The 21,946-nt window shown below is 49.3% G+C and carries 21 protein-coding genes and 1 pseudogene; 12 read left to right on the top strand and 10 right to left on the bottom strand.

Annotated features, from left to right (window positions below; genetic code table 11):
- Nucleotides 1-35: 35 nt before the first annotated feature.
- Nucleotides 36-356 carry a helix-turn-helix domain-containing protein gene (locus KP001_RS07840; RefSeq protein ID WP_217288976.1) on the bottom strand — a complete coding sequence of 107 codons (321 nt, stop codon included), beginning with the start codon at nt 354-356 and terminating at the stop codon, nt 36-38.
- A gap of 359 nt (nt 357-715) precedes the next feature.
- Here KP001_RS07840 and KP001_RS07835 point away from each other — a divergent pair, with 359 nt between their 5' ends.
- From KP001_RS07835 to KP001_RS07820, 4 genes are all read left to right on the top strand, one after another.
- Nucleotides 716-1,915 carry an RCC1 domain-containing protein gene (locus KP001_RS07835; protein ID WP_217288975.1) on the top strand — a complete coding sequence of 400 codons (1,200 nt, stop codon included), beginning with the start codon at nt 716-718 and terminating at the stop codon, nt 1,913-1,915.
- 608 nt (nt 1,916-2,523) lie between these two features.
- Entirely contained in the window at nt 2,524-2,937 is a 414-nt protein-coding gene (locus tag KP001_RS22355; protein ID WP_367620600.1) for a DUF3024 domain-containing protein, read from the top strand.
- A 9-nt stretch (nt 2,938-2,946) separates the two neighbouring features.
- Entirely contained in the window at nt 2,947-3,417 is a 471-nt protein-coding gene (locus KP001_RS07825) for a hypothetical protein (protein ID WP_217288973.1), read from the top strand.
- An 87-nt stretch (nt 3,418-3,504) separates the two neighbouring features.
- Nucleotides 3,505-3,789: a hypothetical protein gene (locus KP001_RS07820; RefSeq protein ID WP_217288972.1), complete on the top strand. Its 285-nt coding sequence runs from the start codon at nt 3,505-3,507 to the stop codon at nt 3,787-3,789.
- Here KP001_RS07820 and KP001_RS07815 read toward each other — a convergent pair.
- A complete protein-coding gene (locus KP001_RS07815) occupies nt 3,782-5,353 on the bottom strand; it encodes a recombinase family protein (protein ID WP_217288971.1) in 1,572 nt (523 codons plus the stop codon). The two genes, KP001_RS07820 and KP001_RS07815, sit on opposite strands and share 8 nt — an antisense overlap.
- Nucleotides 5,354-5,864: 511 nt before the next feature.
- Here KP001_RS07815 and KP001_RS07810 point away from each other — a divergent pair.
- A complete protein-coding gene (locus KP001_RS07810; protein WP_217288970.1) occupies nt 5,865-6,758 on the top strand; it encodes an ArdC family protein in 894 nt (297 codons plus the stop codon).
- A gap of 23 nt (nt 6,759-6,781) precedes the next feature.
- Here the strand turns inward: KP001_RS07810 and KP001_RS07805 are convergent, their stop codons facing one another.
- Nucleotides 6,782-7,081 carry a hypothetical protein gene (locus tag KP001_RS07805; protein ID WP_217288969.1) on the bottom strand — a complete coding sequence of 100 codons (300 nt, stop codon included), beginning with the start codon at nt 7,079-7,081 and terminating at the stop codon, nt 6,782-6,784.
- Between the two features lie 302 nt (nt 7,082-7,383).
- On the opposite strand from KP001_RS07805, the gene KP001_RS07800 reads away from it, so the two are divergent.
- Nucleotides 7,384-7,731, top strand: a complete 348-nt coding sequence (locus tag KP001_RS07800) for a hypothetical protein (protein ID WP_217288968.1) — start codon at nt 7,384-7,386, stop codon at nt 7,729-7,731.
- 11 nt (nt 7,732-7,742) lie between these two features.
- Here the strand turns inward: KP001_RS07800 and KP001_RS07795 are convergent, their stop codons facing one another.
- Nucleotides 7,743-8,117 carry a response regulator gene (locus KP001_RS07795; protein ID WP_217288967.1) on the bottom strand — a complete coding sequence of 125 codons (375 nt, stop codon included), beginning with the start codon at nt 8,115-8,117 and terminating at the stop codon, nt 7,743-7,745.
- A gap of 613 nt (nt 8,118-8,730) precedes the next feature.
- Here KP001_RS07795 and KP001_RS07790 point away from each other — a divergent pair.
- Nucleotides 8,731-9,096: pseudogene (locus KP001_RS07790) on the top strand (JAB domain-containing protein); the annotation flags it as partial.
- 821 nt (nt 9,097-9,917) lie between these two features.
- Nucleotides 9,918-10,922 carry a tyrosine-type recombinase/integrase gene (locus KP001_RS07785; RefSeq protein WP_217288965.1) on the top strand — a complete coding sequence of 335 codons (1,005 nt, stop codon included), beginning with the start codon at nt 9,918-9,920 and terminating at the stop codon, nt 10,920-10,922.
- A gap of 388 nt (nt 10,923-11,310) precedes the next feature.
- Here KP001_RS07785 and KP001_RS07780 read toward each other — a convergent pair whose 3' ends face one another.
- A complete protein-coding gene (locus KP001_RS07780; protein WP_217288964.1) occupies nt 11,311-11,580 on the bottom strand; it encodes a hypothetical protein in 270 nt (89 codons plus the stop codon).
- A 359-nt stretch (nt 11,581-11,939) separates the two neighbouring features.
- Here KP001_RS07780 and KP001_RS07775 point away from each other — a divergent pair, with 359 nt between their 5' ends.
- The 3 genes from KP001_RS07775 to KP001_RS07765 all read left to right on the top strand — a co-directional run bounded on the left by KP001_RS07775 (nt 11,940) and on the right by KP001_RS07765 (nt 15,141).
- Nucleotides 11,940-12,419 carry a class II SORL domain-containing protein gene (locus KP001_RS07775; protein WP_217288963.1) on the top strand — a complete coding sequence of 160 codons (480 nt, stop codon included), beginning with the start codon at nt 11,940-11,942 and terminating at the stop codon, nt 12,417-12,419.
- Between the two features lie 920 nt (nt 12,420-13,339).
- Entirely contained in the window at nt 13,340-14,101 is a 762-nt protein-coding gene (locus KP001_RS07770; protein ID WP_217288962.1) for a helix-turn-helix domain-containing protein, read from the top strand.
- A gap of 446 nt (nt 14,102-14,547) precedes the next feature.
- Entirely contained in the window at nt 14,548-15,141 is a 594-nt protein-coding gene (locus KP001_RS07765) for a hypothetical protein (protein ID WP_217288961.1), read from the top strand.
- A 533-nt stretch (nt 15,142-15,674) separates the two neighbouring features.
- On the opposite strand, the gene KP001_RS07760 is transcribed toward KP001_RS07765, so the two are convergent.
- Complete coding sequence (locus tag KP001_RS07760) at nt 15,675-15,929, bottom strand: PilZ domain-containing protein (protein WP_217288960.1); 255 nt, start codon at nt 15,927-15,929, stop codon at nt 15,675-15,677.
- Nucleotides 15,930-16,205: 276 nt separating this feature from the next.
- Nucleotides 16,206-17,036 (bottom strand): mechanosensitive ion channel family protein, encoded by an 831-nt coding sequence (locus KP001_RS07755; RefSeq protein WP_217288959.1) that lies wholly within the window; start codon nt 17,034-17,036, stop codon nt 16,206-16,208.
- Between the two features lie 521 nt (nt 17,037-17,557).
- On the opposite strand from KP001_RS07755, the gene KP001_RS07750 reads away from it, so the two are divergent.
- Nucleotides 17,558-18,301, top strand: a complete 744-nt coding sequence (locus KP001_RS07750; RefSeq protein WP_217288958.1) for a PEP-CTERM sorting domain-containing protein — start codon at nt 17,558-17,560, stop codon at nt 18,299-18,301.
- A gap of 401 nt (nt 18,302-18,702) precedes the next feature.
- On the opposite strand, the gene ftsH is transcribed toward KP001_RS07750, so the two are convergent.
- The 3 genes from ftsH to KP001_RS07735 all read right to left on the bottom strand — a co-directional run bounded on the left by ftsH (nt 18,703) and on the right by KP001_RS07735 (nt 21,725).
- Nucleotides 18,703-20,595: an ATP-dependent zinc metalloprotease FtsH gene (gene ftsH, locus KP001_RS07745; RefSeq protein WP_217288957.1), complete on the bottom strand. Its 1,893-nt coding sequence runs from the start codon at nt 20,593-20,595 to the stop codon at nt 18,703-18,705.
- Nucleotides 20,596-20,687: 92 nt separating this feature from the next.
- A complete protein-coding gene (locus tag KP001_RS07740; RefSeq protein ID WP_217288956.1) occupies nt 20,688-21,176 on the bottom strand; it encodes an adenosine-specific kinase in 489 nt (162 codons plus the stop codon).
- Nucleotides 21,177-21,314: 138 nt separating this feature from the next.
- Nucleotides 21,315-21,725 (bottom strand): hypothetical protein, encoded by a 411-nt coding sequence (locus tag KP001_RS07735; RefSeq protein WP_217288955.1) that lies wholly within the window; start codon nt 21,723-21,725, stop codon nt 21,315-21,317.
- Nucleotides 21,726-21,946 lie beyond the last annotated feature (221 nt).

The following is a 21,946-nucleotide window of genomic DNA, read 5'->3' as shown; positions in this document are numbered from 1 at the left end:
GTTGGGCGGTCAAAGGCAACATGGCATGACCTCAGTTAAGTCGATATAGCTGTCAGCACACGGAGAGCCAACTTCCTCCTCTCAACATCCATCATTCCCAACAACCTCAACACCTGATCCTCTACTCTCTCTTCCGATAACAGGTGCTGGAAGTCAAATAGGTCCTTCATCTCTACCTGGAGGTGCTTTGCTATGGCCTCCAGGGTATCCAAGGACGGAGCACTTTTACCGCCCTCGATCCTGCTGATCTGCTTAGGATCTACCCCTACCTTCTCAGCTAACTTCTCTTGAGACAATCCCCTCAACTTCCGTACCTCTCTTACTCTCATCCCCAGTAACTGTTTGGCTGTCTGCATATACCCCTCCTCTAGGTGGTGAGGTGGAGTATCAGTAGATATGGCCCATAATGTAACCCGATGTAATGACCTTATATTAACATTACATGGACTTTGCATGTCCTATATGGTACATAATATGACGTTTAGGTGATTGTGTAGGGACATCTTGTGGGTGGTGCTGGGGGGGGTAATATGAGTCGGGAAAGTGAAAGCATCTTTGAGGGGATTGGGTGCCTGATTGCTTTAGTGGCTACGGTTATGTCGATTGCGAGTATTCCATTTCTTGGACCGATACCGATTGCTGTTGTGTTTGGAATTGGCTATTCGCTTTACAAGTCAAAGGGCAGATTGTAATCAACCGTTTAAGGAGGTCAAGGGTGAAGAATTTTTTTGTTGTGCTGGTTTTAATGTTACTCATTGGATGCGGTGGTGGGGGCGGTGTTAATGGTAGTAGCACCGGCACTAATTCATCGGGCGGCAGTTCACTCCCTTCGACTAATGAAGGCACAAATTCATCAACCGTTGCTACTCTGATATCGGCAAAGATTGCATGTGGGTATGATCACACATTAGCTGTTGCTACAGATTCGACCGTTTCGAGTCTTGGTAGCAACACGTATGGCCAAAGAGGTGATGGGACCATAATAACTTCTACTAATCGAAGCAAAGTTATAGGTCTCAGCAATATAGTTTCAGTTGCTGGTGGATCACGGCATAGTCTAGCGTTAAAATCGGACGGTACTGTATGGGCCTGGGGAGATAACACATATGGACAACTAGGAGATGGAACAACTACAAGCCGACTGACTCCTGTCCATGTGGCTGGTTTATCTAATATCGTTCAAATTGCGTCTAATTTCAATTACTCCATTGCTTTAAAAAACGATGGTACGGTATGGCTTTGGGGATACGGATATGGGAATACTGCAGCTAGCATGTATAACCTTAGCAATGTAATTACTGTCGCTGCTGGCAGAAACCATGTCTTGGTACTAAAAAAGGACGGCACTGTTTGGAGTTGGGGTGATAATGGCAGTGGTCAGCTTGGGACTGGTCAATCTGGAATGTCATTATCATTATCCAATACGCCTGTTAAAGTTATTGGATTAGCAAGTGTCTCAAAAATCGCTGCTGGGGATAGCTCCTCATATGCGATTAAAAGTGACGGCACTGTTTGGAGTTGGGGGTATGGTACTCAACTTGGCGTTTCTGGAGATCTGAATCAACCTTACCCTCTACAGGTCACGTCTCTTGCAGGTATCGATTCTATCTCCTCTAAGGAGGCCATGACTTACGCAATGAAGCGCGATGCAGGTATCGGGTCAGCTTTTGCTTGGGGAGAAGATCGCTTTGGAGAAACAGGGAACAGTTCTTTTGGCAGTGATGTATTGCTCCCTGTTCCAATTAGCGTGATACACAACGTAGTCGAGATAGAGGCCGGATTCAACCACGCCGTTGCACTACTTTCTGATGGCACAATATATGGTTGGGGGCGTTCAAGCTCTGGCCAGATAGGCAATTACAGTCCTGTTACAGAATTTTATGCTACACCCCAGTTGATCCAAAACTTCCCATAATCTGTATCTTCAAACTTTTATCAAGAGCATGTCCGATATGGGCATGCTCTTTTTTTTTGCTCGTAGGCTACCAGATCAGACCAATCGAAGAAGTCAGACGCTAACGGTAAGCCTCTAGGAGGAGTAACACCATGTGCAAGACCTATGACGTGATCAACAGGAGGATTACAGGTCAGGCGAAACACGATCATACGTTACACCTCGGCTTGTACCCGAATTAGAAAATACCCTCTGCCAAGAAACAGGAGGTCTTTGAGCTAGTCCAACATGGGAGGCCCGTTGCAGATGTGGCAGACCGTTGCGGTATGAAACCTGGAGGCGTTAGATCGTTAGTCTACAGGCACATTAGCAACAGATACTGAAGCAAACAGTGTAAATACGAGGCGGGAACGATAATCCTGTTTTTTGTAATTCATTATAACGATGGGTCGGCATATTAGCCATGTGGCTGTCAATTCTTGCTTGGATGGATAAGGGGTGGGGGGGATAAGAAAAGTCCGCTTGTAACCTTAATTTGGAAGTTATATAGGTTTTGTTTTTTACAGGGTTAGTGTCACCTCTCCCATCGTATAGCAGTGATCGATTTAGACCAATGACCAAACCCCGGCATGCTCCTCAGAGCATTCTCCTTTCTAGAAAACATATCTTGTGTTATAAGGAATCATTCATATTCTCCTGCGAGGAATGCGATGCCATTACCCGATATTGAACAGCATAGAGCTGACAAACTGCTGACTACCTTCTGTGACAAGAGGGTTCCGCCTCATGCCAGAGGCCATGTAAAGATGACCTACAAGCTTACTGGCAATAAGGCAATATTGATTGAGTCAAGACCATATTACGATGACCCGACGAAATGGACAGAGATGCCAATCGCTCAGTTCGAGTATAGTGCCACCAGCAAGTCTTGGTCGTTGTATGCCTATAACCGTAATGATAAACGCATGGCATATGCAAAGGGACCACTTGAGTACCTGATTAAGGCCGTGGACCAAGATCCTACTGGTATATTCTGGGGGTAAGGAGCGGACATGCAATTTGACCAGAATAAGCTGACAGGCATCCATCTACTGGAATCCACAATAGGCATCGAGCTTGAGGTGTTAGAGAACGAATACCAAGAACTGCCCCTTGACGATGGAACCGTTAACTCCTCTCACAAGATCGTCTTCCAGATCACCGAAGAGGAACCTGACTTATCCGCAATTGGAGTCCTCTTCTGTTTAGCTCTCATCTCTTTCACCTATGCAGCACCACGAGGGTACTCCTTCAACGACTTTATCCCAGACGAGGAATACAACCTGGGCTACTTTGTCGAGGGTTTGCACTTCCAGCAGGGAGTGCTGCGGCATGAAGCTGATTATGTATCTGGCAGATGCGTTAAGACCGATATCACCTTTGAGTTAGGTGGTATAGTAACAATTTCCACTAGAAACAGAGGTAGAGGGGCTGACAGGTGGATGCTGCATCTGCAGGGTAAAAAACATATTCAAACGGTGTAAAATCCGTTTGTTGAGGGGGGGGATGATCCTTCTCAATTGTCCTCTGATTTCACGCTTATGTTTTCAATTCACGTGGGAGGCTTCAGCATGAAGTGTGATGAATGGAATACCAAAAGAAAACGTGCTGCTGAATCAATTATCAAACGAACCTGGGAAATGTCTTCTGCTGTTGGGTTGAATGTCTCTTGGGTTGGGATTGACTATGGTTTGCCAATTGAAGCACGAGCAAGCCATGTCCTTGGTATGGTTGTCAGTGGAAGGTCTTACCAAGTTGTGTTTATAAGCTATTTGTTGGGGATAGATAGTTTGGATGTAGCAGAATATGATATAAGAAGGCTTATAAATAGTTGTGGCATACCCGCTGTTAGCTAGCCTGCTGTTTGTCAGATACGTATTCGTACTCAGAGACATATTTGTCGTACTCAATATAAAGCCTAGGACCCATTTTAAATTTAACGTTTATCAGATTATGAGAAATGAGTATTGTTTCGCACATGGCCCTAAGCAATTTATTTATAAGGTCACGATTAATATAGTCAACAGATGCGTTTGTTATGAAATCATGTATATGTAATTTCATTTGTTTTAGATTCTGATCGCTGTGCAGTGAATTTAACCGTATTAGTTCTTTATGGCAATCGTCAATTGTAGTCTCAAGTGCCTGTAAATCCATACTTAAGCTCATTGTACTTTGATAGGTTTCAAGCTCTAGTCCTTTTTTTAAGTTGTGAAGCAGTTTGTTTTGTCTCGCTGTTGCGCGTCTAAGTTTTTCTTTTAGGTGTGAGACCCCAAGTCTGGTTTTGCTGATCACGGGATTGATAAACGGGAATTCAGATATGGCTTTGGCGAACTCTAGCAGAAATACGCTTTCTAGTCTGCCGTAGGGGATATTGTTAGTGGTACAACCTTGTTGATATTGTGCATTAGTACAGATGATATAATCCCAACGTGGACCCTTTTTAAGGTACATCATGCGACCATTGCAACGAGGACATCTTCCAATCATCGAAAAAATATTTTTTAAAGCTGCTGAGTCGCAGTATCTTGTTTTATATTGGCGCCGCCTAGCTTGCACCTTTTCATACAGTTCCTCAGAGATAACAGGGGGGTAATAGTTTTTGATGCCTTCCAAGGGTATCCTTTGGATCTTCCCATTGCCATGGCCCATTACGTGCGGAGTCAGGGTGCCAATAACCGCTGGGTTTTTTAATATTCTACTGACGTAATGTTCTCGCCAAATTGATTTCTCTCCTTTCTTAAATGTCCAGGTACGCACCTTGTCTAAGCGTAAGGTACGAGCAATGGTCAAATATCCCTTCCCACTCAGGTATTCGGTATATATCCTATTCACAATAGCAGCACGCTCTGGTATCACCTCAAACTGTTGAGTTTTTTTGTTATATTTTAACCAGCCTGGACCTACTGTTGTCAAAGTTTGGGTTGATGCGCTTTTACGCTTATTCTCCCACATTGACTTAAGTCGCTTTGATTTCATTTCCGATTCTTCATTTGCTCGGATCAGGATCACTATTGCTTCAATTAACAGAAAAGGTGATTTGTTTACAGATTCTGCCGAGTAAACTCTTCTGTCGGCCAGTGTTACTATTGTTACGCCTTCTAATATTATTTGAGTAAATATGTTCTGAGCAGGTAGAATGACGTCTCGACTTATCCTGTCAAGAGATTCAACTAGCAGATAACTACCGCTTACCACTTCCTTACGTCGGATTGCTTCCATAAACTGACCAAGCTTACCTATCTCAATATTTGCACCTCTGAACGCTGACACCCCGAAATCACTGTAGGTTAGCTTGTCATCAAGTTCCAAGCCATGAGCGGCTGCATATTCCTCAGCTTGTTGGGACTGCCTTCTCTTGCTGTCACCTTTTGCCTGATCAGGAGTACTGAACCTCATATAACTGTATGCTTTTGGCATAAGTGCCTCCGCGACTGGGGGACATAATCTGTAGAGTGAAGCAGCCCAAAGGGAAGGAGTTAGCGGACATTCCAGTATATCACAACCGCAATACTTCGATTTTACCTTGTCGGTTCAATTCACTTGGGTTTTGGTCGCTTAGATAAGCACCCGGTTTCTGTAGTTTTAAACATGCTTCCACAGTGGAATGCTCCACCTAAGCAAACACACCAGTAACAGGGGTAATGCCTCAGTTGTTTGGCTGCCATGTTGGATATCCTTTCTGTGCCACGAACAGTTAATGTTGAAGTCATTATTGCTTGATTTGTTTGCGCTAATTATACGTGGCTGGCGTATTAATGCAAGCTAAAAATAAACAACACCTACTATACCCTCCTACTCCCAAACTGTCATTCCATACGTATCTATTCCATATCTTCGCAGTTCGTAATAATTCACCACAAATGACCGTAATTCCACAGGAGTTGGGCTGTCAAAGGTCTGGCTTTTGTATTTCAAAGGAGGAGTAACCATGTGCAAAGTTTACGATGTCATCAACAGCAGAATCATGGAGTTATTGGGGCAAGGAACCGTACCATGGAGGAAGACGTGGAGCACTGCCATCAACACCCCCATGAACCTTGTCAGTAAGAAGAAGTACCGGGGGATCAACGTTTTCATACTGGCATATATGCCTTATAGTTCCCCGTACTGGATGACCTTCAAACAGGTGCAGGACAAGGGAGGTAAGGTCCGTAAGGGAGAGAAGTCAACGCCTGTCATCTTCTGGAAGTGGATTGACCGTAAGGATGCCGACGATGCTGAACAGGAGGATGTCAGGAATGGCAAGGTACCAATGCTCAGGTACTACAACGTCTTCAACATCGAGCAGGTGGAAGGTATCACAGCACCACTAGCGCCGGAGACCATCGGCAATCCGTTCTCACCAATCCATCGAGCACAAGAGATTATCGCAGGTATGCCACTACCACCAGATATTAGACACGGTGGCAACAAAGCATGCTACAGCCCAATGCTTGATTACGTGAAGTTGCCTACCCCCGAAGCGTTTGAATCACCAGAGGAATATTACAGCACAGCATTCCATGAACTGACCCATGCTACTGGTCACGCATGCAGGGTAGGACGTAAGGGCATACTGGAACCGTCATACTTCGGGTCACATGAATACTCGAAAGAAGAACTGGTAGCGGAGATGGGAGCAGCATTCCTATGTGGTCATGCCGGTATCGAGCAGAGGACAATAGAGAACAGTGCAGCATATATCCAAGGATGGCTCAAAGCTCTCAAGAACGACAAGACATTATTGATCCACGCAGCAGCCCAAGCCCAGAAAGCAGCAGACTATATCCTCAACAGAAGGGAGGTTGAAGAGGATCATGTAGCAGATGACTCTGCAGAGTAGTAAATCCCGCCCTCAAACTCACATCAATTGACAATTTCCCCTAATCCCTCCACCAGCTTAGTTGCCCTTTCTATCATTCTATCTGCAAATAATTTCTCGTGACTTACTCTGTATGTAAAATCCTTCGAAGACATAGCAATACCATTATTCAATAAAAAATCATAATAGCTATTCTCGTCTTCCTCTGAAATTACAATCACTATTTTTTGTGCAGTGTCGTAATCAATAAAGGCTGGGTTAAGTACAAGACAATCAGGGTACTGGATGTGTACAACCCCAATATCTCTCGGCCGTATGTTCAATATGTCGACGATAGTTCCCATGCAGTTCACCTCCGTTAAGTGGACATGTTAGCAACTGGGAGACAAGGCGGAATGTGCTGTGTGGATCTGGTCAGTAAGGGAAGGACTGGGTGATTCCTAGTAGGGACAGGTATAGGCATATGGCCCGCTAATTGGATAGCAGGGTAATGCGATCCGTGGTAGCTGGATCTCATATATGTGTATATTCAGTGCGCATGTAAGGCGGTAGCACTGTTATGTTGTTATTTAACCACAAGTTTATGTGAAGGCAAGGGGCCAGGCTACCAAGAGTCTGGCTTTTTTATTTCAAAGGAGGAAGACCAATGACCATGACACCGATCACCCCAGAACTGAAGCTCCACACCAACCAGGATAACGAAAGCATCCACATCAACAGCCTCATTATGAAGCACAAGGGGAACAACTACCACCTGTACGCCGGAACCAAGGACACCCTCTACATCTACAGTGAGAGCGTTGCCCTGTATGTCCTGACCATCAGCAGAGAGCAAGGGCGCATCGGCCTCAACGCCTACATGTCGCCAGAGCCATTCCCTATCAACAGCTTTTACATGCATTCCTCCAAGGAGATCAAGGACCTATTCGGCCCGAACTGGGAGCACGAACCATCTATAGACATCATGATGAAACTAATGGACTACCTGATGTGAAAAGAGGGTGCTTACTCGCCTAGGATTGAGCGAATTGCTTGAAGGATATCAATGGGAGAGAAGGGCTTTATGAGGATACTAACTCCTTCGGGAAGTGGGCGCTCTGGGACATATCCGCTCATATAGATCACATTAAGAGAAGGGTTTATGGTTCTCATGATCTTATAGCTTGAGATACCGTCCATTCGAGGCATGACGATGTCAGTTACAACCAAACTGATATTCTGCTGGTTTTGCTTGAATTTTTCTAGCGCGTCCTGTCCATCAATCGCCTGTATCACATCGTAACCACGACCAATTAGAAGATCATGGAGCATCGCCCGTAATTGTGGCTCGTCATCGACAAGAAGTATTGTTTTACTACCCGCAGTCTTTTCACGTTTCATAACAGCCCCATAGCTGAGTGAAATGCTCCCGCACTGTACATCTTGTATACAGTAAATTGCTTAATAAAGCTATGGGCAATTGACCACATTTCCGCGTATTCATGCGCAACCTTCTCCTCTCCCCTCAGTTTAAATCTCATTAGTGTTCTAATATGCTATGGCGATTTAACAGCTTTCCACTCCCACTGTTGATAAGTCCTCAAATCCTGTGGATATCGTCTTAGCTTGTAACGCAAAAATAGGCACTTTTACGTCTTGCACATTTTCTGCACATTTCTATAACTGGCTGTAATTACGTGTCAATATTTATTTGTATGGCAAAAGTAAGTGTGTGCTGTATGCAATTCCATCTATAAATCTGTAACAAATAAACGGAGGTGGATAAGTGACTAAAATCACGTAATAGAAAGCAGACATCTTAGGTCAGTATTTCACGTTGTTAGCGTTAGACATTAAAACTAATGGAGGAACCACTATGACCATCGACACCCTGTTTGGCCCAGAAGAAGTCCCATCACCTAAGCCACGCACCATTAAGCTCAAGACCATCAAAGCCGTCTACCAGACCATGACCGTCAACGACACCATCACGGACTACCTTAAGCCCAATACCCGCTACACATCAGCATCCCAGGTCTATGACACCTTCAGCTTCCTGAGACACGAGACTAAGGAGCATTTCATAGCTCTCCACCTTGATGGGAAGAATCGTATTGTATGCTGCGATATGGTAAGCACAGGCTCCCTTAATCAGAGCATTGTCCACCCCAGAGAACTTTTCAAAACAGCACTCCTATCATCAGCAGCTGCGGTGTTGCTCATCCATAACCATCCCACTGGTGATCCGACACCTTCAACTGAAGACCTTACCATTACCCGTAGGCTACAAGAAGCAGGAGACCTAATCGGAATTCGTGTACTCGACCATATCGTTATTGGTGATAGCTACTACTCGTTTGCTGAAAGGGGGCATATATGAAGTGCGAATACTGCGGTAGGACTTTGAGGGAAGGAGACACGGTTCATGGCATCAAGTACGGGACTTTGACCAGTACAGGTTTCAAGGCAGCATCGGATTCAGCGGTGACGGTAATATGTGGGACTTGTGGCAATCGAGTTTACCAAATGGTGTACTCTTCTCTCGATACCGGAGCACTCACCTACCCGACTATATTCAGGATGGTGACCGAGTTGACCTCCCTCATGAAGAACGGATACAAGTTGATCCAGCACATAGCCAGCCTACCAGCAACGGACCAGAGAGCACTTTACCATCTGGTAATCTCAAGCAAGCAACCTCTGTAATTCCCTACCTGTCTAGCCCCTCACAAACCAACCAACTCAGTATCTTACCTGATAAGAACCGGTCCTCAAAAGTCTCATCGTATGACATGTTTTCAGCCCTATATTGTCCGGCTGTCTTATAAATCCTGCATCTAGCGAAGTCCCAGGAGCAGTAGTTCTCTACCATAAAGTTAGTGGTAACAGGCATTTTGGGTAGTTTGTCGTTCGGGAAAGGACAGGAGCTGATATAGGTGCATCTCGACATGGCAGACCTCGGAGGAACAAGATTAGCTCACACTACTACTAAAGCTAACATTTAATCAAGCTAATTTTAATCCTAATTTAAGCTGTAATTAAGCAAACCCATATCCTTGCCTACCTCTACATCTAAAGTCCCGTCAGAAGTCAAATTTGGAAGCCGAATCACCAGTCTCGCTACTCATTAATCCTAATATCCCACTAACGGTCAACTAAGGAGCCAAGAGTTTTGTACCCTAAATCAAAGGAGGTATCACCATGGCAGTCTACAAACGAGGAGATAAAGCTGTGTTCTACATGAACTTTACAGTTGATGGAGTCCGAGTCAGCAGGAGTACCGGAAAGTTCACCAAGAAAGAAGCCAAACTAGTTGAAGCAGTCGAGAAGAAGAGGATGATGGTAGATGGTGCATTGTCCCCGAGGGAGAGAGCAGCAAGGATGCTACTGAGCATTGCCATCCAGAAGACCTACGACGAGAGATGGAAGGATAACAAGGATGGACTCAAGGCTAAGAGGTTAGCTGAGCGAGCACTGGAACTGGTAGGGGATATACCCCTCTGCAAGATCGAGGACCAGACGATAAAACGGATGGTGAAGAAGTTGGAGGACTCCGGTGTTAAGGGTGCCACCATCAACAGATACCTTGCTACCATGAAGACCTTACTTCGCCACCACCAACAGCCGTGGGAGCACATCAAATTAAAGAAGGAGAGCAAGGGGAGGATTCGGGTACTGTCCAAGGAAGAGGAGACCACTGTTGTCAGTTTGCTACGGGATACCGATCATCCCAAGAAGAGGAGCCATTACCCTGAAGCAGCAGATTTGATAGAGGTCTTAGTTGATACCGGATGCAGGTTATCTGAGGTGCTGAACCTGAAGTACGAGGATATCAACTGGGACACCAACCTCATTAGCATCTGGATCAACAAAGGAGACAAGCCCAGGAGCATACCCATGACTAAGAGGGTAAGGGGGACACTGCTGGCACGACAGGAAGGTGACAGGATAAAGCCTTTTTCTATCGACATTGACCAAGCACAAAAAGCATGGAACTGGGCCAGGAAGAGGATGATGCTCGATGATGATAAAGAGTTCGTGATGCATGCTCTCAGACATACATGCGCTACCAGACTTCTGGACAGAGGTATCGACCTCTATACGGTCAAAGAATGGCTTGGACACAGCACGATGCAGGTAACAGAGCGATATGCTCACCTGAGACCAGAAAAATTAGTACACGCTGTTGCCGCCTTGGACCTGTAGTGGGTGATTCCGAGGTAGTTGGGAAGCTAGTATTGACGTAAGGTGGCAGTGAGACCTGTTACCTTACGTCAATATGGTACTTTTTGTATTGATGTTAGGCACATATGATGCTAAAAGTGTGACCTGTAGTGAGACCTTAAAGTCGATAAAATCATATATGCAAGGGCTTGTGCAGGGCTGTAACCCCCTGAAAAGACTCAAGGAAGGGGTCGGACGTTCGAATCGTCTCGGGGACGCCATAGAAAACAAGGGCCTACAGTTAATTACTGTAGGCCCTTTTTGTTTGTGTAACCTCTGGTGCAACCTGCAAGCGTGGAATGGAATGAAAGAGGAAGGCCGAATTTCTCCGGCCTTCCAAAAGATACAACCTGAATGGGCTTACCCTCCGCTAATGTTTTTCCATGTTGTTCAAAAGTTCTTTCACCTCGGCCAGCTTCTGCTCCAGTTTTTTCAGCTCCGCTGGGGTGTACACAGCGGTACCTTTCTTAACCTCTGCGTCGATTCGTTTAATCTGAGTTTGTATGTCATCGACCGCGTTTTTGCAATTACGCGAGGCAAGGACACACTCATCTTTCTGTGCGTCAGCCATTTCGGCAAAGGCTGGGACCGCCGCTGCCATGCTGAGCAGTGCTGCTAACATGAATGCAATTTTTCTCACTGGGATTTCCTCCTTTTAGGGGATAACCTTCAAGTACTTTATTGTCTCCCCACAACTTGGTTGCGTCAAGGGGCAGGCACCGGACGCAGTGGTCTAATAACAGCCGAGTCTCATTTGAAAGGTACACTCTTGATCGCCGGCGGGATTCGCATTACTGCTTAGTTTGATGATGTACCCTTACTGGCTTGCAGACCGTTTCACCCAGCTCGCTTGAATGCCCGATAGCCTCCTGTTCGTCCCTCACCGCTCCGTATTGCTATTTATGAGGGGGATTCCGTTGACTTGTCTCGACCAGCCACTAGACTCAGATGGGGCACAATCGTTAACAGACTGGTGACAATTCCAAGAGGAGGTGTGAGATGAACAGACGCGCTTTTCTGAAAACCACAATTGCCGGCTCCGTTGTCGCAGGCTTTGCTGGAACGGTTGCTGCGGCCGAGCGCTATTTTCCCGACCGAGTGGACATGAAGCTCTTTGAGACAATCAACAGGGTGAATGACCCAACCAAAAAGACTCCGCTTGAGAAAAGCCATGCGCCTGTCATCACCGCACCCGCCTCAGTAACTGCCGGCAAGCCTTTCACCGTGGAAGTATCGGTAGGGGAAGTTCTCCACGGCATGATGCCGGCCCACTGGATCGGCTTTATCGAGCTCAGCATTGGCAACGAACCGGCTGGAAGATTGGACCTGCAGCCGCGGGGGTACCTAGCGCCGAAAGCTGCCTTCACCGTTGTGGTCCCCAAAGAGGCCGCGTCAACCGGGAAGGTGACCCTGGTGGCGAAGCAGCAGTGCAACCTCCATGGTCTGTGGGAAGGGACCCTTGATATCGCGGTGTCCTGATCCCATTGATGGGACTGGAGCTGCGGAGGATGTATCGGGTTACTAGCGATGACCGCGGTGCTCACCGCAATCTCGTACCGTCGGGTGTAGCGCGGGGTGACGAGGTTGGGCGGCATGCCAATTGGAACGAGAGGTACACGGGAATTCTGGTGTCTGCCATGTCCAAAATTCCTGTTTGCTTTTCTAGCTGATAGGCAGATAATTATCCTTACCTGCTATGAAGACCATCGCACCGAAGGGATGCCAACCACATCCATCGAATGCGACATCCTTCAGAAACAGGTAAAGGCTCCCGCTCCACCAGCCATCGGTCCTGAAAAAACCGACCGCTGAGCGTAGACATTGTCAGCGTTAAAACGCTACTTTGCCACCGGGAGCCACCACCGAAACTGCTTTGGTCAGAGACCGCACTCCGACTTGCCTAAAAAAACAAGTCCAAGAGCAGCGGTAATCTCCCAAAGCAGTTTCTTTTTTTGTGCCCTCCATCAGTTCTTTCCCCCCTGAGCAGCCCAACCTTAATTTAGGCCACGAACCGAACTGTAGGAAGAATTACTCAAACGAGCATTTGCTTCGGTTAACTTGATATTGATGAATTTTAACTTATGTGCGAATTGGCCGAGGATGCGGTACCGATAAGGCAGCGGCCCCCGTTGACTCAACTGTTTGACAATGTGTGATATTGAGGTAATACATTGTTCGCACGTGTTACATTATTTTAGAATAGTTCACATTAAATATAACAAATAACACAGTCGTTTCTGATAATTCTAGGATAGTTTAAGCACTGGTTGCCCCTCTTCTGTCAAAGCAGGTGTTGCTGGTCCAGCATCCTGCCGTGAACTACGTGCCACTAATTAGGCATGAAAACCCTGAGGACTCCATGGCCTGAGGCTGCGGCTTTGGGAGCAAAGGTGGGCGCTGTGAAAAAGAACCCCATCCTGATTATTGCCAATCTGGATAACCAAGATCTGTACTCAGCCTTACCACTGTGGGACGAGCAGGTGGAGATCTTCACCTTTTGTGCAGCTTCACGCCACTCCCAGCGTTTTTGTGCGGACCTGGTGTTGGTCGACTGCGACTCGGACGACATAGCTGGTTTGGAGATGCTCCGCGAGATCAAACAGAAGAACCCTGATGTTCCTGTTATGTTTATCACCAGTGCAGGGTCGGAAGAATCGGCTGTCGAGGCCTTTAGGATCGGGGCCCATGACTACTTCAAGAAGCCCCTCGACCTGCTGCAGTTCCGAAACACCGTCCGTTTTTTTATCGAAGTAAAGCGAACCAACTCATGGGAGAGGTGGCAAAAATACCGTGCCGATCAAACCCGTTCCGCTGCCCATGCTCCCGAATGCGATCTTCCCCCCAATCTGCTGCGCTGTATCCGCTACATAAAGGAAAACCTGGGCGACCCGATCTCACTCGAGTCAATGGCCCAGGAGGGGGGACTCAGCAAGCACCATTTCTGCAGGGAATTCAAAAAAATCATCGGAATGACGCCGATGCAGTTTCTGTCACGCTTGAGGATAAAAAGATCGAAAGACCTGCTCAGGAAGGATATCCCTGTCTCTACGGTGGCTATGAAGGTAGGCTTCAACGATCTGAGCTCTTTCAACAGACACTTCCGGGAACTGGTCGGCGGGACCCCCAGCGAATTCAAGAAGTCACTTCAGCGCGAATCGTAGTCTCCCACCCCTCGTTCTCCTCTCCCCCTGCTGCGCTCGACTGGTCGCGCGCGTTTTCGTCCCTCCCGTCTCTCCCTAGGCTTCATTAAGAGTAAGAGGCTATTTTTTCATTGAGAGCAAGAATCGCCCAGAGAAAGGCAAACACAGCATAGTGCAGCAAGGGACGCTTGCTATCATTCAGCTAACAGCTTTCGTTCATCCTTGCTCCAAGGCGAGCGCAGCAAGTGTCGCACGTGAAAGGGAGGTGGTGGCCAGCGACAATGACGTGGCGATTCCCTGCGCCGGAACGGACGAGGCGGGACGGAGGCTGAACCAAACAATCTGCAGAACTTTGCAACTCATTCAGGAGGAAAGAAATGAAAGTTTTTGCCATTCTTGCGATCGCACTTTTAACAGCAACCTCCGCATTCGCTGCTTCTGCAAAATTCACCGCCAACGTTAAGTCGATGGCTGTGGTCAGCCCGATGTTGGCCACCAACGATGCCGATGGCTGGTCGACGGTACTGGCTGGGCGGATCCACACCGCCACCCCTAAAGACCTGCTTATTGGCGTCTCCCTCGAAACCAGCCTGCTCACCGATACCCTCGTTAAGAGCAGTGGTGGGACCAAAGACACCTCGACTGCCGAGGCGGGCATAGAGGTCAAGGTTCTCGTCGACGGAAGCGAGGCGGCCCCTGGCGTGGTGGTATTCGATAAGAGGAAACAGCAACTGTCGGCATCTTTGGGGGGGTACTACACCAACTGCGTCGACGGTAGCAACGGTGGCATCCTTGACGGCATCATCGACGTGACCATGGAGTGCGAGCTTGCCTCCGAAGAGATCGATCTGCTCCTCGAGACGACCGCCGCCCACCACTTCAACTTCATACAGGCTGACCTCGGCCAGGGCGTTCATGACGTTGTGGTCAAGGCCAAGATAAGCAACAACAGCGTCTCCGCCAACGGTTCCGCTAGCGCCTCAGCTCTTCTTGGCAATGGCTCCCTGAGCATCGAGGAGGTCCAGGCTGTCAATTCTCCGGACGGCATCGTGCTGCAGTAAACCCGTCCAGAATCGTACCGCCCGTCGTCTGGCAGGGTTTCACTTGCACTGTGGGGCAAGCCCCGCCTTTCGACGCACTTAAACGGGAAAATGCCATTTGTGCAGGTTGCGAGTGGCATTTTTCATCTGTGAGCCAATCTTGTATATGAGACCCCGAGAGGGTAGGGGGCGGTTGAAACCATTTGGAAAGCAATTATATGTTTATTCCTAAGGAAGGGGGCGGACGTTTGAATCGTCTCGTGGACGTCAATTAAATGAAGTCGAACCTAAGGGTTCGATTTGGGAAGGGGCCTCATTTGGGGCCCCTTCTTTTTGAACCAACGTCCAGACCCTCAACATGGAGACCGCACTCAGATACGGCTTGCCTCCTTCAGGGGTAACAGGCTCTAGAGAAGTGGGTCCGACGAGATTTCGCAGGAGTTTAGCTGATTTTTCTGTCTTGACCTCTAGGGTCTCCTTTATGTTACGCACTTTTCTCCGAACCCAATCGTGGAAGCAGGAAGGGAAGGTGAAACAGCCGTGGGTTTCTCTTCTTAAAAATGAAGAGTCTTTTCAAACCTCAATCCCATCCCAGTACTCGTCAACCTAACCACCTTCGCATTTATGCCAACGGTGGGAGTGTCGTTTATGGTTAGGGCGACCACGTCGTTTAAGTGCATTTGGGAAGGCGCCGTCACAAAGGCACCATCAACGCTGACATTTTCCACTTGCCCCTCGATGTCCTCATTATTCCAATGGATGTATGCCTTTGCACGAAAGGCCAGTCTGGCAGAAGTTCTTTTCTCCATGTCAATGGCCGCCTCCTACATTTGAAATGTCCCCAGCCTCACAGGTGGGTAAACAACGTCAAGAGCGATTCGGCTGATATGGTCGTGCTGATTGAAAGGCAGGGGAACATGTCTCTCCGACAATCCCCTGCCTTCAAACCTGAGGTCATTCTTTTATGAACAGTTCCAGAGCAGCCCTTTCCGCAAATTCTATTTTCCACTTATTGCTGCTTTTACTGTTTTCAGCGTGTCTATGTTTTTTTGAAGACCGCTGACTCGGTGTTGATCTCCTGCGGTTTATGATGCTGGGGGGGGCGTTGAATTCACTAGCACCATCTGCGCTGGCATGGGGGCAGGGAAACCGGCTGTAGCAAGGCTCTCACGGATGGTGCGGTTGCCGTCAAAATAAACCTGCCAGTAGTTATCGTTGTGGCAGAATGGTCGAACTGCCAATACGGGTCCCACCAGCGTGAATTCCAGAATTTCAACTTCAACTGGCGGTTGAGATAACACGTTGGGAACGGTTGCCAGTTTGTCCCGTAGTAGCTGCATAGCTGCAACATGATCGGCACTACCGGCCAGTTGGCATTTCAATTCAACCCTCCTGAACGGATTCGCAGTGTAGTTCTGGATATTGTCGCTGAAAACCTTGCCGTTACCAACCATCGTTAAGACATTGTCTGGGGTGTTGATTGAGGTGACGAAGAGCCCGATTTCTTTAACAGTACCGGTCACCCCACCTACTGTCACGAAATCACCTACCTTGAAAGGATGCAGCACTACGAGAAAGATCCCTGCCGCAAGGTTCGAGAGCAGCCCACCCCAAGCAGCGCCGATGGCGATACCTATACCTGCCACTAACGCAGCAAAGGTTGTTGTCTGAATGCCACAGTAACCAAGTATCGCGACGACTAAGATGATGTTCAGCGTGACGGCTACAAAATTTCCGATGTAGCGCATCAGAGTGGCGTCGACTTTTTGCTTTTCCAAAACTCCTTGAAGCATGCGCCCCACCAGTCCGATCAACCAGCGCCCCACCAACCAGAAAATGATTACTGCAATGATCTTGGTCCCGAATTCTGTGGCGTAAGTGACCGCAAGCTGTTGGTACTGGCCCATGTTTTCCATACGTGCCTCCGTTAGGTGATGTTCGTGTGCCGTCAATAGGTTGCCGGTTCCTCAGTCACCAGAGCTAACAAATGTCACGACTGCTGCGATTTAACTAGGAAAGTGTACGGCGGTGAAGAAACTTTACAAGGGGGCATCATGGTCACTGTTTGCGCCGCCCTCCAGTTGGGCTAGTGCATCTCTAACAACTGTCAGCAGATTGAGCAGGTTTTCCTTATGTAGATCCGGTCGCTGCTCGTTTTAGGGTTAGCTCAAGCCATACACCATATGGGCTTCGATTTCAGTAAGGCCCCATTCCCTGCTGTTATTTTGCCCGTCGAATAACCTTCCCACCCTGAGCCTCTCCAACTTGACAAAACAGTTTTTCGTCGCATTGTTAGTTGGTTATATCCGCCCGGTTAACCTCACTGAAGCCTGGAAACCTCATCCCCTAAGGCATGTCCTAAGGTGGCGCCACGCTGCCTTTTCCTGATGCGCGTTTAAACACAAGGGAGCTGTCAATAACACTCTGGAGGAAGGATATGAAAAGTTTATTTTTCGGTTTTTTGTTCTTCGGACTGATGACTGCTTTGGTAAAGCCAGCGGCTGCACTCGTTTACGCTGATACTGATGCTTATTACTCCATCGGAGATGTCTCCGTAACACTACCCAACGGGGCATTGGTGACTCGCTGGGACAGCGGATGGGACGACCCCAATTGCGAATGGGTCTCAGCTGCAGGATTAGGGGTAGCCGATCTTGGTCTCGTGCCGCAGTGGTCGACAGATCTCCACTTGTCCGGCACCGTTGGAGCTAATACGTATAAAAATGGCGCAGACATGGTTTGGTTCAGTGTTAAAGGGGGAGAATCGGGGACCATCACTTTCAATATGCCATATACACTTCATGCTGAACTGGTTGGATGGCCTGAGTGGGCTGAGAACACGGCTAGTGCTTATGCACTTGCTGACATCTCATTCAGCTATTATACCTACACGAGGCCGTATGGGGCACGCAGCCCTGATGTCTGGCTCCGTGAGTATGATATGATTGCTGTTCCTTCAGCCACACCAGGCCAAAATTCCATGGTCAGCGGCGTGTTGTCTCTTTCAATACCGTATGACGCCACTTTAGGGTATACCACGTATGGATATTTCTCAGATTCGGTGGGTATGTCCATTCCTGAACCTGTCCCTGAACCATCGACCATACTTTTCTTTGGGGCTGGCCTTGGTGCTCTTGCTCTATGGAGGAAGAAACAGAAACAGCAGCTAGCTGTTCGTTGAGACTAGGGGGAACTTCTTGGCGAGGAGCACCTGTTGTTTAGATTTTCCTGTAATTGATGTACGCCCACAATCCGACAGCGACAGCATCTCGTGTGATATCGGGGGCTGCTGCCGTTGTCAACACGTATAAACTGCTGGGTAGTTGGACTGGACTCGTAGGCATTTTTGGTATCGTGACTTATAAAAAATACTTTATCTGTAGCTCAAATTCGGAGAGCATCGAGCGCCGCCCCCAGGGAGTCGGTCTGGTAGAACCGAGGAGGAAACGATGGAGTTAAAATATCCGGGGTTAATGACCAGGCAGGGGACCCGCAGTAAGTAATACCCGGCTTTTCAAGACCAGACGGTGGTAGGAACACGGTGAGGGCGGAGATCATGCGGATGAGACCAAGCTGCACTTATCATTGCACCAGACTCGCCTGCGGGGCGCAATCCCGCTGTATCCGCTCCACATCGGCCCTTTCGAGTACTTCTTCCTTCAGCAGCGCCGCTGCCAGGGCATCAAGGGCATGCCTTCTGTCCTTAAGTATCCCGGTTGCAGTTGACTCCGCTTCCCTTATGATCTGCTGGATCTCCTGGTCCATCACCCAGGCCATTTCCTCGCTGTAGCGCTTGGGGGCGGACAGTTCCCTGCCGAGGAACGGATGTTCTTCGCCGCGGCCGAGGTTCATCGGGCCGACCTTGTCACTCATCCCCCACTGCGCCACCATCTTCTCGGCCAGCGCGGTCGCGTCTTTGAGGTCATTCTGCGCGCCGCTGCTGAACTCGGCATACACCATCTTCTCCGCGACCCTGCCCGCAAGGCTGATGCTCAGCCGGTTCATCAGGTAGGAGCGGGGATAATAGTGGCGATCTTCCCCCGGAAGGAGCTGCGTCACTCCCATCGCCATGCCACGGGGGATGATGCTGACCTTGTAGATAGGATCTGCGCCCGGCAGTTCCCAGGCGACGAGAGTGTGGCCAGCCTCATGGTAGGCGGTTATCCGCTTTTCCTCCTCGCTGATGGTCAGCTCCTTTACCGATCCCATCAGGATGATGTCCTTGGCCTCGTTGAAATCATGCGTGTCGACCAGCTCTTTGCCCTGCCTCAAGGCCACCAGCGCTGCTTCGTTAGCAAGGTTCTCCAGGTCAGCGCCGGTCATCCCCGGCGTCCCCTTGGCCAGGGTTTCTAAATCCACATCCGCTGCCAGCTTCTTGCCGCGTACATGGATTTTCAGGATTGCCTGCCGTTCCTTCCATCCGGGCCGGTCTATCACGATATGCCGGTCGAACCTACCCGGTCTGAGGAGCGCAGGGTCCAGAACGTCGGGCCGGTTGGTCGCAGCCATAACGATGACTTCCTCGTGGGGGTCGAAGCCGTCCATTTCGCTCAGCAACTGGTTCAAGGTCTGCTCCCGCTCGTCATGCCCGCCGCCGAGCCCTGTGCCCCGGGTCCGGCCGACCGCGTCGATCTCGTCGATGAAGATGATGCTCGGATGCGTGCTTTTGGCCTTCTTGAACATATCCCTGACACGTGAGGCACCAACCCCAACGAACATCTCAACAAACTCGGAGGCGCTGATGCTGTAAAAGGGGACGGCCGCCTCACCTGCCGTAGCACGGGCAATCAGGGTCTTGCCGGTCCCCGGCGGGCCGACCAGCAGCACCCCCTTGGGAACCTTCGCCCCGATCCTTTCAAAGCGGGTGGGGTCCGTCAGGAACTCGATGGTTTCCTTCAGTTCCAGCTTCACGTTCTCCATGCCGGCAACGTCATTGAAGGTCACGCTCGGCTTGTTGACGTCATAAAGCCTGGCCTTGCTTGCGCCGAAGGTAAAGAGCCCTCCCGGGCCGCCCTGTATCTGCTGGTTCCTTCTCAATATCACTAGCCAGACACCGATGATGAGCAGCCAGGGGAGCAATGCAAGCACCGTCTGCCACAGCGCACCGTGTTCGGCGGATTCAATGCTGATGGTCACCTTTTTTTCCTGCAGCTGGGCAAGCAGCTTCTCCCCCTGGAAAGAGGGAAGTATGGTGCTGAAATATTTCACCTGCGCGGGCTTGCCCCCTTCCTGCAGCGGGATGCTCGTCTCGTTGCGCAATTCGCCGCTCACTGCTTCTTTCTTGATGGTCACTGATTTTATATTGCCGGCGCCAAGCTGCTCCATAAACTGGCTGTAGTTGATCGTATGGCGCACGGGAGCATCGGGGTTGAACATGCTGCTCCATAACGAGAATAAAAGAGCAACGAGCATGACCAGTGCGATCTTCCAGGAATTCGGGATATCGGGGATGTAGCCCTGCTTAGTTTCGTTCATGATCCATCTTCTTCTGGACTTAGGTGTTCACTTTTGCATTACCGGATGCGGTCCCATGAGATTGTCGGTTCTCCGCCATGTCCTTGAGTTTCTCAGCGCTTGTAACCTATACGCCGCAGCAGGTCGCGGCGTTCCTGCCGGTCCTCGTCCGTTTCCACCCCTTTGGGCGGCAGCCCGTCAATGACACCAAGGATCCCCCACCCCTGGAGGGTGGAGGCAACGATAACCTGGAGCGGATTTGCCGTGGCGCAGTAAATCCTGCAGACCTCCGGGCAGTTCTTGATCTGGTTGAGCACATTTATGGGGTAAGCATCGCGCAGCAGAACACAAAAGACATGACCGGCGCCGATGGCCTTGAGAACCTGCACACAGCCCTGGACCAATTCGTCGTCGTTCCCCTCGGTCCTTATCAGGCACGGGCCGGATGCCTCGGTGAAGGCGACTCCGAAGCGGGCCTGCGGTACCGTCGTGGCAATAACTTCATACAGGTCTTCGGCCGTCTTGATGAAGTGTGTCTGGCCTATGATTATGTTGCTTCCCTCGGGATACTCGATTTTTACATCGTGTATTTCCACGTTCATGGGTTCCTCCTTTGGTTGAAAAGGCGAGCAACGACCCCTCCAGCGTTTGTTTTGCCGCGCCGTTTCAGATGCCGGGCCCCGCTACGATGGTGCGCATTAACGTCCCGGGTTCCTTTCGCTTCGTCCCTTCGCCTTGGTCTAGTGAATTTGTATGCCGCTGATCTCAGGGGCCGAGATCTGGTAGGCTCCGTCTCCAGTGTCTCCATGGAAGACGGCACTTCTCCGTAGATTGAGTTGAAGACGACGTCCGGATTTAAGGAGCAAATCGGCCGGCACCATATCGCCACTGACAAGGCCAAAGCTGATTTCTTTCAGGTCGTGGAAGAAGACGCTCATTTCTCCAGCCCCTCTTTTCCCTTCAACAAAAACCTTGCCGTTCATGGAAAACCTGGTCAATTCGACTTTCATTCCCGAGCGGTCGGTAAGCTGCACCTTGATGTTCTCATCCGTCTTGGGGACCTCTCCTTCCGGTGCGCCTCCCAGGTTACCCATGCCCATCAACACGGCAGCTGTTAAAAGGACCAGCGCGGCTGTCATAAGCTTCCTCATTTCGTCTCTCCTTTCCGTTCCCGAGTTGAATACAGGATAGCACTGGACGGTGCTATGTAAATCCGTTTGAGACACAGAGAAGAGGTGAGGCAGTAGGTAGTGTGGAGACTTCAGTCATCCGGTTCGCGGAAACCCGTCTCTGGCCGGCCCTCGCGCGGCAGGTCACCAAACCAGTGCGACATCAGACGCACATAGCCCGCGGCGGGCAGGTGTGTTGAAAT

The organism is Geomonas subterranea (assembly GCF_019063845.1).
Taxonomy (GTDB): Bacteria; Desulfobacterota; Desulfuromonadia; order Geobacterales; family Geobacteraceae; genus Geomonas; species Geomonas subterranea.
This window is presented reverse-complemented; position numbering and strand designations above follow the sequence as displayed.